Origin of the sequence: Paenibacillus sp. S150 (assembly GCF_019352175.1) — a bacterium.
GTDB lineage: Bacteria > Bacillota > Bacilli > Paenibacillales > Paenibacillaceae > Paenibacillus_AQ.
This window is the reverse complement of record NZ_JACBYI010000009.1, coordinates 34,798-47,621: the sequence shown is the minus strand read 5'-3', so window position 1 is coordinate 47,621 and position 12,824 is coordinate 34,798. Positions and strand designations below refer to the sequence as shown.

Genomic DNA, 12,824 nt, shown 5'->3' with positions numbered 1-12,824 from the left:
GCCGTGCTGCAATGTGCTTCCTTAATTATTCTGCAAAAATCCGCAGATGCTGCGGCAAAATTTTGAAATTGCCCGGCAGCGTTCCGCCAAGCTCGCCGTCCAGGTTCAGCTGGACATAGCCGGGGGAGGTGACCTCCATCGCATCGGTACGGAAGTACACGACCTTCTTGTCCTGCAGATGCTCGCCGCGGATCGCCAGGCTGACCAGACGGATGAACTCGGCCAGATTGCACTTCTTGACCGCGATTACATCGAACAATCCGTCGTCGATGCGGGCATCCGGAGCAAGCTTCTCGAAGCCGCCTACGGAATTGGTATTGGCGATCAGGAAGAGCATGAACTCATCATGAATCAGCTCTTGGCCGTTTGCACGGATATACAGCTCCTGCGGAGAGAGACTGGCCATTTTTTCGATACCCTTCAGGTAATAGGCAAGCTGGCCCATCATGGTCTTCAGCCTGCTGGGAACCTCGTATGTCAGCTCGGTCAGTCTTCCGCCGCCGGCTATATTAATGAAATAACGGTCGTTGGCTTTGCCGAGATCAATGAGGCGCGACTCCTGGCGGAGAATCAGATCGCAGGAATCCTCCCAGTTCTTCGGAATGCCCATCGCCCGGGCAAAATCATTGGTAGTCCCCAGCGGCAGCACACCCAGCGGAGGAAGATTCGGCTTCTCGGCCATACCGTTAATGACCTCGTTCAGCGTGCCGTCGCCGCCTGCTGCTATAATCAGATCATAGCATCCGCGCTCGACGGCTTCCGCTGCCGCTGCCGTAGCATCGCCCTCTCCGGTTGTTGCATGGCAGGAGGCTTCAATACCGCCAATATCCAGCCGGTCCAAAATATCGGCGAGCCGCTTCTTCATTTCTTCCCGACCAGAAGTGGGATTATAAATCAATCTCGCAGTTTTCATTACCGGAACGCCACCTGTTTTTATAATAGATAACCTTACTGATTATACCCAATTCGGGGCCGCACAAGCAATCTCGGCAAGCAGAAATGTCACCGGAAAGAGGTATATCTCTGCGGTTCTGTTAGGAGACAAGCTAATTCCCATAACAGAAAGCATAAATATATGTATGCGGCGGCAGGCGGAATAAATACCGGAACCGTTATCTTTTGGAGCAGGCGGTCACAGACAAGCCGTCCTTCATCGGAGCGCCTGCTTCCTATGCTGTGCAATATAGTACCCCTTTCAGTATCCGTTTCAGCATGAAAACAATTTTAAATTTTATCCCCTGAGCCGCTTTAACATCCCCTTCACCTGCTGCTCAATCCAATGCGGCAGCAGGGGATGCGGCAGCAAGGTCTGGCCCGAATAGGCATATTCCAGGCCCTGGAGCCGTTCCGGAATAACAACCTTGGTGAAATAGCCTTCACTTAAAAAGAGCGGAGCCACCAGTACCTCATGGCCCTGCTCCCGCCAATACTCCACCTTGCTCCGTACACTGTCCGGGTTCAGCAGCCCGTAATCCGCCGCTGCCGCTCCGCTAATCCGGCGCACACGCTCCGCCAGCGAAGAAATGCCCTGCTGCCAGCGCTGGCGGAAGCCATCATGCCTGCTGCCGTGGCCCACGAGCAGAATCGTCTCCCGCTCCGGTTGCTTCGACAGCCCGCGCAGCTTATCCCAGATCATTACGGCAATATCCGGGTCATCGTCGACCGGATAGCCGTAATGCACCTTGGCCTTGACCGTGAAGGGTTCGAGGCCGGTTTCCTTCCCGGGCGCAGGTTTGGCACCCAGCGCATACTCTATTTCATCGACATGCGTGCTGCCGGATGAAACAAACAAGGGGATCACAATAATATCTGTGACCCCTGCATGTTCCAAGCTCTCTATTCCATCCTGAATCAACCGGCCCTCTACCAGCTCCAAAAAAGAAACCGCAACGGGCAGCCCTTCCCCCAGCGCTAATTGGCCTACTGCTTCCTCTACTATAGACACCCAGGTCTTGTCGCGGGAGCCGTGGCTGATAATCAGTACGCCCGGCTTCATAAATTATCGCCCCAGGCGTTCCAGCGTTAATTTGTATCCGTCATTGCCGTAATTCAGGCAGCGCTTCACACGCGAAATCGTTGCCGTGCTGGCTCCGGTCTCCGCTTCGATCTGATTGTATGTAGAACCTTTGCCCAGCATACGCGCCACTTCCAGACGCTGCGAGAGGGATTGGATTTCATTTACCGTGCACAAATCATCAAAGAATACATAGCACTCTTCCATATTCTTCAATGTTAAAATGGCTTCAAATAATTGGTCTATACTTTTATCGTTTAGCTTCTTAAGCTGCATCGATTATCATCCCCTAAAAGTTTGGTCAGCTGCTTGCATCAAAGATGATGCATTATTCAAAAAAAAGAGTTCCGAAGCATAAATTTGAAGGACTATCTTGCCTCTACTATATGGTACTGGAGCACATTTTTCAAGCATTAACGATTTCACGCTGTAAAGAACGAAAATGACGGACAAACGTCCACCCCAGGCGCACAAATAATATGCAGCAGAATACTCTATTTCCTCTTTTCATAGCTTTTACTGCCTTAACTATAGTACTACATAAGCAATGAAAATCAAGCATGGTCACGGTTTCTTCACTTCCGGAGGCCCCGGCTGGGCATTCGCCCTTTTCCGCTGCTATCCCGGTAAACCGGGCGTTCGTCTATACCTTATGTTCGCCTATGACATACAGTATAGCAAACCACTAACGAAGGAATGTGATGTTATGCCTGATCATTACTATAACCATTCCCGCCGGAACGGCCGTTCGCTGGCCGAGCCGTATCCTCCGCCGCCGTATCCCTCATCGCCATATCCCGGGATCAGCTCCTATGCCCAGCCTCCCGTGTATGGGGAACCCGGTATGCTTCCCGCCATTGGCACGGAGGCTGCCGATACCGCACTGGCTGCACCTGTGGCCGAAGCAGCGGCAGCCAAGCCCGGCGGACTGCTTGGAGGACTGGGCGGACTCGGGAATCTCGCGAATATGGAGCAGATCAAGGGAATTGTCGACCGGCTGGGCGGCGTTGACGGCATTGTCAATTCCATGGGCAAGGTGCAGAAGGTCATGCAGGGGTTTCAGCAGATGGCCCCGATGGTGAAGCTGGTCATGGGCAGCTTTGGCAAGAACAAAGGATCGGGAGCAGGCGCACTTGCCGCTGAAGAGGATGCAGCACTCTACAGCCCCAAACGGCGCAAGAAGAGACGGCAGGGAACACAGCCACGCAAAAAAGCGGCTCCAAAAAGCCGCCGCAAATCCTCCCCTGCCTCTGTTAAACGCCGCCGCAAGTGAGGCGGCGTTTAACGCTTTTCCCTCAAGGGCGCTCCTGATTGTCCCGTACTATCCCCCGTGCCGTGTCACTTAAACCAGCCGCTGCGCCGGAACCAGCGGAACATGCCCACGCCGAGCACCAGCATCAGCAGCACCACCGCCAAGTAGCCATACTCCCAATCCAGCTCGGGCATCACCCGGAAATTCATGCCGTAAATCCCGGCAATCAGAGTCAGCGGCATAAATACGGTCGTAATTACAGTGAGTGTCTTCATAATGGAGTTCATCCGGTTGGAGTTGAGCGAGATGTAGCTGTCGCGCAGATCGGCGGTCATTTCCCGGTCAACTTCAATCATATCGGTCAGCTTCAGCAAATGATCATAGATATCGCCAAAATAGATCCGTTCCTCCCCATTGCTCTGCACATGCTGCGAATTGACAATCCGGTACATCAGGTCACGCATCGGCACAATGGTCCGGCGGAGCTTGAGCAGACGGCCGCGCACGTTAAATACCTGGCTCATAAGCTCCTCTACCGACTCGCTGCTGCCTTGGCTCTCCAGATCGGCAAGCTCATCCTCCAGGCTGTACAAGCTTGGGAAATACCGGTCTACCAGCTTATCCATTACCGTGTACGCAGCAGCCACCGGACCGCCCGACCAGCCCTTGCGGCTATGTATTTCCGCTTTTACCATCTCCCAGGCCTCTGCCATCTCCGGCTTCAGCTGGTGGTGATAGGACACGAGAAAGCTTTTGCTGAGAAAAAGGTCAACCTCCTCCGCCTCCAGCGTCCGCTCATTCAGCGCATGCAGCACAAAAAACTGCACATCCTCATAATAATCCAGCTTCGGGCGCTGCAGCACATGCATACAGTCTTCAATGGCTAATGGATGAAAATGAAAATAAGTATCCAGCAGCAAAGTCTCCTCCGCTGTAGGGGTGGCAAAATCCGCCCAAATCCAGGCATAGTCAGCAAGGGTTATCTCCTGGAGCGGCAGATCCGTCAGCACCTCCCCCTTATGTGTTACCGCGAGCGTTCGTATCATATGAGTCCTCCGTCTATTGCTTCTATCCGTCGCACTTTCCTCTGCATAACCATTGTACCGCAAGAGGCCGCTTCTTCCCAAATTACCGGATGTCCCCTGCCTGCCCGCCAAGAGCAAATAAATCCCCGGATCAAGTGGAAACGGCTTTGCCGTCCTTATAAGGACGGTATCCGTTTCAGCGAGAAAGATAAGGCTAATTTATAGCGTGAAACCTATAAATTCTTATCTTTTAAAATAACCCCACAAAGCGGGGCCTTGGCTTCGATGATGACTCAGGTACTTTGCGGGGACCCCAAAACATATAAATTCTTATCTTTTAAAAAATAACCTCCAGAAAGGAACCGCTGGCAAGCAGTTCCGTCCCGGAGGTTCAATTACAGTGCTAAAAGGCCCGGCTGCTGCATTTCAACGGCTCAGGCCTTCCATCAGCTCCAAATGGAGCACCTGCAGGAATTTCTTGATGTTCACCTTAACCTTGCCGGAATCCCGGCCTTGTTCAATCTCCTTCATCTTCAACCGCACCTCCTCAAAATCGAAATACAGCGGCGCGTAATATTCGAACTTGGGATTGCCATAGTCGGTCAGGCCGATGGAAGCCAGATTTGTGAGTCCCGCCGCCAGCGCCCGGCGCAGCCGCTGCTCAATCGCCTTGACTTCTTTGGCCGCCTCGGCGGGAACCGGCTTATGGGCGGCAGCGGCCATTTCGTACAGCTCTTTGAGCGGCGGCAGGCTGCCGGTGTTCTCTTTTGCCGCAGCCAGCTCCATGATTGTGATGATATCCCGGCTTCCGCTCTCACTGATCATGCCCATATTCATCAGAATCGGCTGAATGATCTCCTTGACCGTACGTTTGCTGGCCTGGACCGGCGGCAGTCCGAAGTGCAGCCCTTCCAGCTTGCCCAGACTCGACTTGATCTCATCCAGGTAACGGCCCAGCGCGTAGCGTTCATTCACTTTGTGCAGCACAGCCTCGACTTCGATTTTGTTGATCGGCTTGCGGATGAAGAACTCAATTCCGCTGCGGTAGGCGCGCCCGACCATCTCCCCGTTCTCGATCTGTGAGATCATCACGAATTTGGAACGGCAGCCCTGGGCCTGCAAGGAGATAATCGTTTCAATTCCATCCTGATCCGGCATCAGCAGATCCATCAGCACAATATCCGGGCTTTCACTCAAAATCAGGCGCACTCCATCCTGCCCGCATTCCGCCGTTCCCACCACTTCGCCCAGTCCGCTGTCCTCAATAATATGCTGCAGCATTCTCCGGGCGGTTCCATCGTCATCCACTATACAGAAAGAAAGCGGCATCCCCTATTCCTCCTTCCGCAGCTTTGCCGTCGGCACTTTAATCTGAAACATCGCCCCTCCGGCATGGGAAGCCGGCTGGACGGTTATTTCCCCCTCGAATAAATCAACAATATCCCGTACATGGGAAAGTCCAATCCCCGTTGCGGCCACGCCCTCTTCATCGAACTTGGTGGTGAAGCCGGGGTCAAACAGCAGCTCCATATCCCGTTCCTTGATCCCGCCGCCGCTGTCGGTAACGGTAAACAGGGTTTGATCCCCTTTTTCATAGACATCCAGAGAGATACTGCCCTTGCCTTTAATGACTTCAACGGCATTTGCGGTGAGATTGTTCAGCAGGGTCAGCAGGGGAATGTAGCTGTCCGTGGTGTAATCGGAGGTGAGATTGATTCTGAAGCTGATGTGTTTGCCGAGCATTTCCGCATATTTGGCATTGCTCTTGACGGTGAACCGCAGGATGCCGGATAACGGCATATCTCCCGTAGCCTCGCGCTCCACCAGCTTGACAAGACCGGCCAGAATCCGCTGCGAGTCCTTCTTAACCTCATGAATCTGCTGGGTAATGTCCAGAACCTGACGGCTGTGGCGCGGCGGATATTCCTCGGCCTTGAGGCTCCGGTACAGCTCGTAGCTGCTCAGGGTCACCTTTTCCAGCGTTTCGATTGATTTCTCCAGATAAAAAACCTCGCCATAAAGGCCGGAACCGAACCCGAGCATCTGCTCAATCCGCTGTGTCTGCTCTCTTTGGATAATCCTTAGCTGGCTGACCGAAATACTGCTGTACACTCCGGTTGTAAAGTAGGTGCGCAGGACGGCAATCGCCATCAGAAACGCCCATTCATTCAAGCGGAAGGTGGCCGAATCCAGTACAATCAGCCGGGTCAGCAGCTCCATCTCGTTCGACAGCAGGTCGATCAGCGCGGCAACACCGCCGAGCACTAGCGGATGGAAGGAATCAATCCGGCTTTTGATCAGATTCATCAGCAGCGCGAACACGATATAATAGATCATTGCCGAGAAATGGCTGGTCATGCTCTGCAGCAGCGTCTGTCCGCTGCCCAGGGTCGCATCCATAGCGGTACGGAACAGCAATACAACGATGCCTGTTGCAATCCCGGTACTCACATACGGCAAACGGCGCATTAAAAGCAAAAACAGCAGAAAAGCGCTGCTGCCCATTGCAATCCGGAAGATGTCGCCATCAAACGGATTTATTTTGAATTCACCGGCCACCGCCGTACCGACTGCAACCGCTGAGATTTGCGCAAGCTTAGATTTCAATATAGATTGTCCCATCACTCACTGCTCCTGCCAAGGGATGTTGACAATTATAGTATCATAACCGAAGCCTATTTCATACGCATTAATGCACGATTGATGCGTCCGGCTCAGACGACTTTATTCTCCAGTCTCCGGGAGAGGATCGACAGCAGATAATTCACGGCAAAATAAATCAGTGCCACCAGCATCAGCGTCGGTATCGCGTAGCTGTAGCTGTGCCCGATGACAATGTTGGCATTATGCATCAGCTCAGGCAGCGAAATGACTACCGCGAGCGAGGTATCCTTCAGCAGGGAGATGAACTGGCTGACCAGCGGCGGAACCATCCGCCGGAGCCCCTGGGGCAGCACGATATGCCATAAGGTCTGAAAATTGCTGAGCCCGGACGAGCGTGCCGCTTCAATCTGCCCCTTGTCGATAGAGGTCAGACCGCCGCGGACGATCTCGGCAATCATCGCAGCTTCAAATATCGTCAAGGCGACAATGGCCGCTGTAATCAGACTCATCCTGATGCCTACCTCAGGCAACGCAAAGCGGACGAAGAAAATAAGCAGCAGCAGCGGCAGATTACGGATCAGCTCCACCAGGTAGAACATCACCGGCGACAGCACCGGAACCTCGGCGTAACGGATCACTCCGATCACGCAGCCCAGCACAAAGCTCAGAATGATCGACACGAACGCCACGATCAGGGTAACGTACAGCCCGTCGAGCAGAAATCTCAAATTATCGGCGGAGTATGCACCGGCAAAATCCAATAGAAACCCTCCTTAGTGCTTTGATTGCAAAGGTGTTGAAATGGGTGAGAAGGGGCCTCGTGAGGGTGCGGGCAGCGGCAGGCTTTTGCGCTGCGGTGGTGGCGCGGGCCAGGCCGGAAGATAAAGATTCGGGCGGGGCTTTGCCGGTGACGGGCAACTCCGGGGAATGTTTGGACTTCCGGCCGCTGTTATGTTTGGATTTCCTCATTCATACCGCGATTGCGGTAGAAATCCAAACATAAAGGCGGACGCTTCCGCTCCTACAGTTCCAAACTTCCCCTCCGTTGCTTTCACCTTCAAGCTGCGCTCATCTTTAATTTCAGGCAGAGCCCGAGCCTCCGGGCGAACGCTTCCGCTGCCGCCAATATGCTCCGCACCCTCACTCCGTTTCGTATCTCACGGGGTTCAAAGCTTTGCCAAGCAAAGCTAAGATCGGAAGCAGCTGGATCGAAGGTCTCGGGTGACCCGGCCTTCTCTCGCAGGTGCTTCATTTGGCAGCCGCTTTACGGACTGCAGAAAACCGTGCAGCCGCTTCGCGGACTGCGAAGACCCGGCAGCCGCTTCGCGGACTGCGAAGACACGGCAGCCGCTTCGCGGACTGCGAAGACCCGGCAGCCGCTTCGCGGACTGCGAGAACCCGGCAGCCGCTTCGCGGACTGCATAAGAGCAAAGTGCAAAACATTAACTAATATTTGCGCTGCAGCCGGCGCTCCCATACACGCACGCCGTAGCTGAGCGGGAGGGTAAGCACCAGGTAGAACAGCGCAACGAAAATGTAGGTATCGAACGTGCGGTAGGTTTCCGTTGAAATGCCGTCGGCGAAATACATCAGGTCAAGCCCGGCCACAAGGGTCAGCACCGAGGAATTCTTGATCAGATTGATGAACTGGTTGCCGAGAGGCGGGATGACCAGCTTGATGGCCTGGGGCAGGATAACATGCATCATCGTCTGCAAATAGCTAAGGCCCGACGAGCGCGCGGCCTCCATCTGACCCTTCGGGACAGCCATAATCCCCGCACGGATGGCTTCGGCGATGAAGGCCGAGGTATAGACAGCCAGTCCAATCGTACCTGCCTTGAATCCATCCAGCGTGAAGCCCAATGCTGAGGGACCGTAAAAGAAAATATACACGACGAGCAGCAGCGGAATGTTACGGATAAACTCCACGTAGCCTGTTCCAAACCACCGCAGCCCCTTCACCGAAGTAATGCGGAAGACCGCGATCACCATGCCGATGACAAAGCTGCCGATAAGCGCGAGTAAACTGGAGAGCAAGGTGCCCCGGAAGCCCTCCATATACAGGCCAAAATAATTGGTTAATATCGAAAAATCCATAGATGTCACCTGCCCTTGCCCAAAAATATTTGCTGTAGCATTTGAACCTGAAAAGTTAAGAATGTCCGGCAAGCTGACTATGCCGATTCAAAACTTCTTCAAATGAAAGTTCAGGCGCATAAAGACGAAAGGATGGCCGGCGGGATTCCCCGTTCCATCCTTTCGCCATTGCCTTTGAGCCTTGCTTCTCTCTCAGCAGAATCTTATTTTGCCGGAGCTTTGCCGATCCACTTGGTGTAGATAGCATCATATTCGCCATTGGCCTTCAGTTCAGCCAGTGTATCATTCACGGCATTAACTACATCCGTATTGCCCTTTTGTACAGCAATTCCGTAAGGCTCGTCGGTGAACGGTTCGCCTACAACCTCATATCCAGGGTCCTGGGAAGCCATACCGTACAGAATCGCATCGTCAGTCGTGAGCGCATCCCCTTGGCCGGCCTTCAGAGCGCTGAATGCATCCTGATAGTTGTCAAATTCCAGAACAGTGACACCCGGAACCTTATCTTTAATATTTTTGATCGAAGTTGCACCCTTGGAGCCGAGAATTTTGGTATCCTTGGTCACATCCTCAATTCCGGTAATCGGACTGCCCTTCTTTACCAGCAGTGACTGACCGGCCTGAAAGTAGACATCGGAGAAGTCCACTTCTTTTTTGCGCTCCTCTGTAATGGTCATCGTAGCCACAACCATGTCAATTTCGCCGTTGTTCAGCATCGGAATACGTGTCTTCGAGGTCACTTCCTTCAGCTCAATCGCATTTTCATCACCGAGGATATGCTTGGCAATGGCTTTGGAAATATCGATGTCGAAGCCTTCCACATTGCCGGAAGCCGGGTCCTTCAATCCGAACAGCCGGGTATCATACTTCACGCCGACCTGCAGCTTGCCGCGCTCCTTAATTTTGGCGATCGCTTCGGAATCCGTGCTGTTTCCTGCCGCAGCATTCCCGCTGCCCGCATTATTGGCGGCATTGTTGTTGCCGCAGCCGGCAATGACCAGCATGGCAGCAATCATCAGCACGCTTAACCCTTTGAAGCTCTTGGACATTTTCATTTTATTTCCTCCCCTTTTTCCTATCTGTTTGTTTTAATGGCTTAATACACGGCTGAGAAAAGTACGGGTACGTTCTTCCCGCGGACTCGCGAAGAAGTGCTCCGGTTCCGCTTCTTCCACGATTTGTCCTTGATCCATGAAGATTACGCGGTCCGCAACCTCACGGGCGAAGCCCATTTCATGAGTGACTACAACCATCGTCATCCCTTCGCGGGCCAGTGTGCGCATAACATCAAGCACCTCGCCAACCATTTCCGGGTCAAGCGCGGAGGTCGGTTCGTCGAACAGCATAATCTTCGGCTTCATCGCCAGTCCCCGGGCAATCGCTACGCGCTGCTGCTGTCCGCCGGACAGCTGTGACGGGTATGACTGGGCTTTGTCCGCAATCCCGACCTTTTCGAGATAATACATGGCCGTTTTCTCGGCTTCCGCCTTGGACAGTCCAAGCACCTTGACCGGCGCCAGTGTAATGTTGTCGATCACTTTTTTGTGCGGATACAGATTAAAATGCTGGAACACCATCCCGATTTCCTTGCGCAGCTTGTTGATATCCGTCTTGCGCTCATTTACGGTGATTCCGTCAACGGATAATCCTCCGCTCGTGATGGTCTCCAGCCGGTTGATGCAGCGCAGCATGGTGCTTTTACCGGAGCCGGAAGGACCGACTACAACGACTACTTCCCCTTCTTGAACATGCAGATCAATGCTCTTGAGCACATGGAAATGTCCGTAATGCTTCTCTACCTGATGAAAGTCAATCAACGACAGGCCTCCTTTGCCAAAACGTTTTATCGTGAAAGAATCTATTGGGAATCCTCTGTCAGCTATGGTAACACTTAAAACACACCTTACCGCAAAGACTACCAAATCCTACATAATCCTACGCAGACCGCTAATTATTCATGTCATTTTCTTTTCAAAAAGTGAGATATTTCATTTCTTTTTAACCCTGATTAATGTTTTTTATCACTTAACTGTGAGTTTTTGTGACATTCCTCTCTTGAAACTCTAAAAAAAGACAACAAAAAAAGATGTCCGCAGCCGTCCTTGGCTCCCGTGACATCTTATACATGCAGCAGCGCCGCTTATTAGAATATAAGCTTAAAAATGATCCCCGCCAGCACTGCGCTGATCGGAATGGTGATAAACCAGGTCACTACAATGCGTCCGGCGACTCCCCATTTCACAGCAGAGAAGCGTTTGGCCGAGCCCACACCGAGGATGGAGGATGTAATGGCATGTGTCGTACTTACCGGCAAATGCAGCAGTGTAGCCGTGAAAATAACGGAAGCCGCGGAAATGTCGGCAGCGAAGCCGTTAATGGGCTCAATCTTGAAAATCTTCGTTCCCATGGTCTTGATAATCTTCCAGCCGCCGATTGACGTACCGAGCGCCATCGACGTTGCCGCAGCGATCTTCACCCATAGCGGAACCTCCATCGTATCCAGACGTCCCGAAGTAACGAGCGCAAAGGTAATGATCCCCATTGCCTTCTGGGCATCATTCGTACCGTGCGTGAAGGATTGAAGCGCCGCTGTAACAATCTGCATGGAACGAAAGCCTTTGTTCACGGTATGCGGACTGCGTTTGGCAAAAATCCATTTCAGAATCGTCATGACGATATAACCAATAACAAAAGCAATCAGCGGGGAAAACACGAGTCCCTCGACGATTTCGATAAAGCCATTCCATTTGATATGCTCCGTGCCGGCTCCCACATATACCGCTCCCGCTAGCGCACCGATAAGCGCATGGGACGAGGAGGATGGAATCCCCAGCCACCAGGTAACCAGATTCCAGATAATGGCGGCAATCAGCGTAGCTATGACGATATCCACCCCGTTGTCGAGCAGGGACGGGTCGGTGATGCTGCCGCCGATTTTTTTGGCTACTCCTGTGAACAGCAGCGCCCCGATGAAGTTCATCGATGCCGCCATAATAATGGCTGTCCGCGGCCGGAGCGCACGTGTGGAGACCGAAGTGGCAATCGCATTGGCCGTATCATGGAAGCCGTTGATGAAGTCGAAAGCAAGCGCGAGAAAAATAACAAAACCCAGCACAAATAATGATGTTTCCATATTTCCGGCCCCTTATGAGTTGCGCATGATGATCGATTCCAGCATGTTGGCCACATCTTCGCATTTATCGGTTGTAGTTTCGAGCCGCTCGTACAGCTCTTTGCGCTTGATCAGCTCAATAGGGTCCTTTACCGTTTCGAACAGGACTTTGGTGCAGATACGGAGCACTTCGTCACCCTGGTTCTCCAGATCGTTCAGACGGATCGTGTACTCGCGGATCGCCAGCAGCTTCTTCTGCGAGAGCAGATGAACCGCTTTTTGAATTTCATAGGCGGACTGGCGGAGAATCTCGGCGAACTGCACGATATATTCATCCGGGTCCAGCAGGTTGTACATATAGAAACGTGAAGCTGAAGCTTCCAGACCGTCAATTACATCATCCATGCTCGTAATCAGGTCCATAATGTCGTCGCGTTCCAGCGGTGTAATGAACGTTTTGTTCAATTCCTTGATAACGGTATGTGTGTAAGTGTCGCATTGGGATTCATATTTCTTCATCACCGCTGCGAAATTGTCGACATTTTCCCGGAGAGTAGTAATATTCTGAGCGAAATAATCTGCCGCCTGGACAATGGTATCGGCCATATTTTCCAGCGTCTCAAAGAATATGTCCTTTTTTCTCAACTTCATTAGTTTAGACCCCTTTACATAAAATTGCCGTGAAAACGTGAAGCCATTCATATGTAAACAGCATGAAAA

At 52.5% G+C, this 12,824-nt stretch carries 14 protein-coding genes; 2 read left to right on the top strand and 12 right to left on the bottom strand.

The window, feature by feature from the left end; translation table 11 throughout:
- Positions 1-25 precede the first annotated feature (25 nt).
- The 3 genes from HYD27_RS11245 to HYD27_RS11235 form a co-directional block, all read right to left on the bottom strand.
- Positions 26-913 (bottom strand): diacylglycerol kinase, encoded by an 888-nt coding sequence (locus HYD27_RS11245; protein ID WP_219214991.1) that lies wholly within the window; start codon positions 911-913, stop codon positions 26-28.
- 318 nt (positions 914-1,231) lie between these two features.
- Entirely contained in the window at positions 1,232-1,996 is a 765-nt protein-coding gene (locus HYD27_RS11240) for a sirohydrochlorin chelatase (protein WP_219214989.1), read from the bottom strand.
- Between the two features lie 3 nt (positions 1,997-1,999).
- Positions 2,000-2,290, bottom strand: coding sequence for a YerC/YecD family TrpR-related protein (locus HYD27_RS11235; RefSeq protein ID WP_019913624.1), 291 nt, complete (start codon positions 2,288-2,290; stop codon positions 2,000-2,002).
- A 430-nt stretch (positions 2,291-2,720) separates the two neighbouring features.
- On the opposite strand from HYD27_RS11235, the gene HYD27_RS11230 reads away from it, so the two are divergent.
- Complete coding sequence (locus HYD27_RS11230) at positions 2,721-3,287, top strand: tyrosine protein kinase (RefSeq protein ID WP_219214987.1); 567 nt, start codon at positions 2,721-2,723, stop codon at positions 3,285-3,287.
- A gap of 65 nt (positions 3,288-3,352) precedes the next feature.
- Here HYD27_RS11230 and corA read toward each other — a convergent pair whose 3' ends face one another.
- The 4 genes from corA to HYD27_RS11210 form a co-directional block, all read right to left on the bottom strand.
- Positions 3,353-4,312, bottom strand: a complete 960-nt coding sequence (corA, locus tag HYD27_RS11225) for a magnesium/cobalt transporter CorA (RefSeq protein ID WP_219214985.1) — start codon at positions 4,310-4,312, stop codon at positions 3,353-3,355.
- A gap of 405 nt (positions 4,313-4,717) precedes the next feature.
- Positions 4,718-5,620 (bottom strand): response regulator, encoded by a 903-nt coding sequence (locus tag HYD27_RS11220; RefSeq protein ID WP_219214983.1) that lies wholly within the window; start codon positions 5,618-5,620, stop codon positions 4,718-4,720.
- Between the two features lie 3 nt (positions 5,621-5,623).
- On the bottom strand, positions 5,624-6,913 hold the full coding sequence (locus HYD27_RS11215; protein WP_219214979.1) for an ATP-binding protein: 1,290 nt from the start codon (positions 6,911-6,913) through the stop codon (positions 5,624-5,626).
- Between the two features lie 92 nt (positions 6,914-7,005).
- The gene (locus HYD27_RS11210) at positions 7,006-7,656 is read right to left on the bottom strand and encodes an amino acid ABC transporter permease (RefSeq protein ID WP_219214975.1); all 651 of its coding nucleotides are present in this window, start codon (positions 7,654-7,656) and stop codon (positions 7,006-7,008) included.
- 491 nt (positions 7,657-8,147) lie between these two features.
- Between HYD27_RS11210 and HYD27_RS11205 the strand changes: the two genes are divergently transcribed.
- The gene (locus HYD27_RS11205) at positions 8,148-8,345 is read left to right on the top strand and encodes a hypothetical protein (protein WP_219214972.1); all 198 of its coding nucleotides are present in this window, start codon (positions 8,148-8,150) and stop codon (positions 8,343-8,345) included.
- Here the strand turns inward: HYD27_RS11205 and HYD27_RS11200 are convergent.
- The 5 genes from HYD27_RS11200 to HYD27_RS11180 form a co-directional block, all read right to left on the bottom strand.
- Positions 8,342-8,992 (bottom strand): amino acid ABC transporter permease, encoded by a 651-nt coding sequence (locus tag HYD27_RS11200; RefSeq protein WP_219214971.1) that lies wholly within the window; start codon positions 8,990-8,992, stop codon positions 8,342-8,344. The two genes, HYD27_RS11205 and HYD27_RS11200, sit on opposite strands and share 4 nt — an antisense overlap.
- Positions 8,993-9,195: 203 nt before the next feature.
- The gene (locus tag HYD27_RS11195; protein WP_219215255.1) at positions 9,196-10,041 is read right to left on the bottom strand and encodes a glutamate ABC transporter substrate-binding protein; all 846 of its coding nucleotides are present in this window, start codon (positions 10,039-10,041) and stop codon (positions 9,196-9,198) included.
- A 39-nt stretch (positions 10,042-10,080) separates the two neighbouring features.
- Positions 10,081-10,809 carry an amino acid ABC transporter ATP-binding protein gene (locus tag HYD27_RS11190; protein ID WP_219214969.1) on the bottom strand — a complete coding sequence of 243 codons (729 nt, stop codon included), beginning with the start codon at positions 10,807-10,809 and terminating at the stop codon, positions 10,081-10,083.
- A gap of 326 nt (positions 10,810-11,135) precedes the next feature.
- Positions 11,136-12,125: an inorganic phosphate transporter gene (locus tag HYD27_RS11185; RefSeq protein WP_219214967.1), complete on the bottom strand. Its 990-nt coding sequence runs from the start codon at positions 12,123-12,125 to the stop codon at positions 11,136-11,138.
- A 12-nt stretch (positions 12,126-12,137) separates the two neighbouring features.
- Positions 12,138-12,755 carry a DUF47 domain-containing protein gene (locus HYD27_RS11180; protein WP_219214965.1) on the bottom strand — a complete coding sequence of 206 codons (618 nt, stop codon included), beginning with the start codon at positions 12,753-12,755 and terminating at the stop codon, positions 12,138-12,140.
- Between the last annotated feature and the right edge of the window lie 69 nt (positions 12,756-12,824).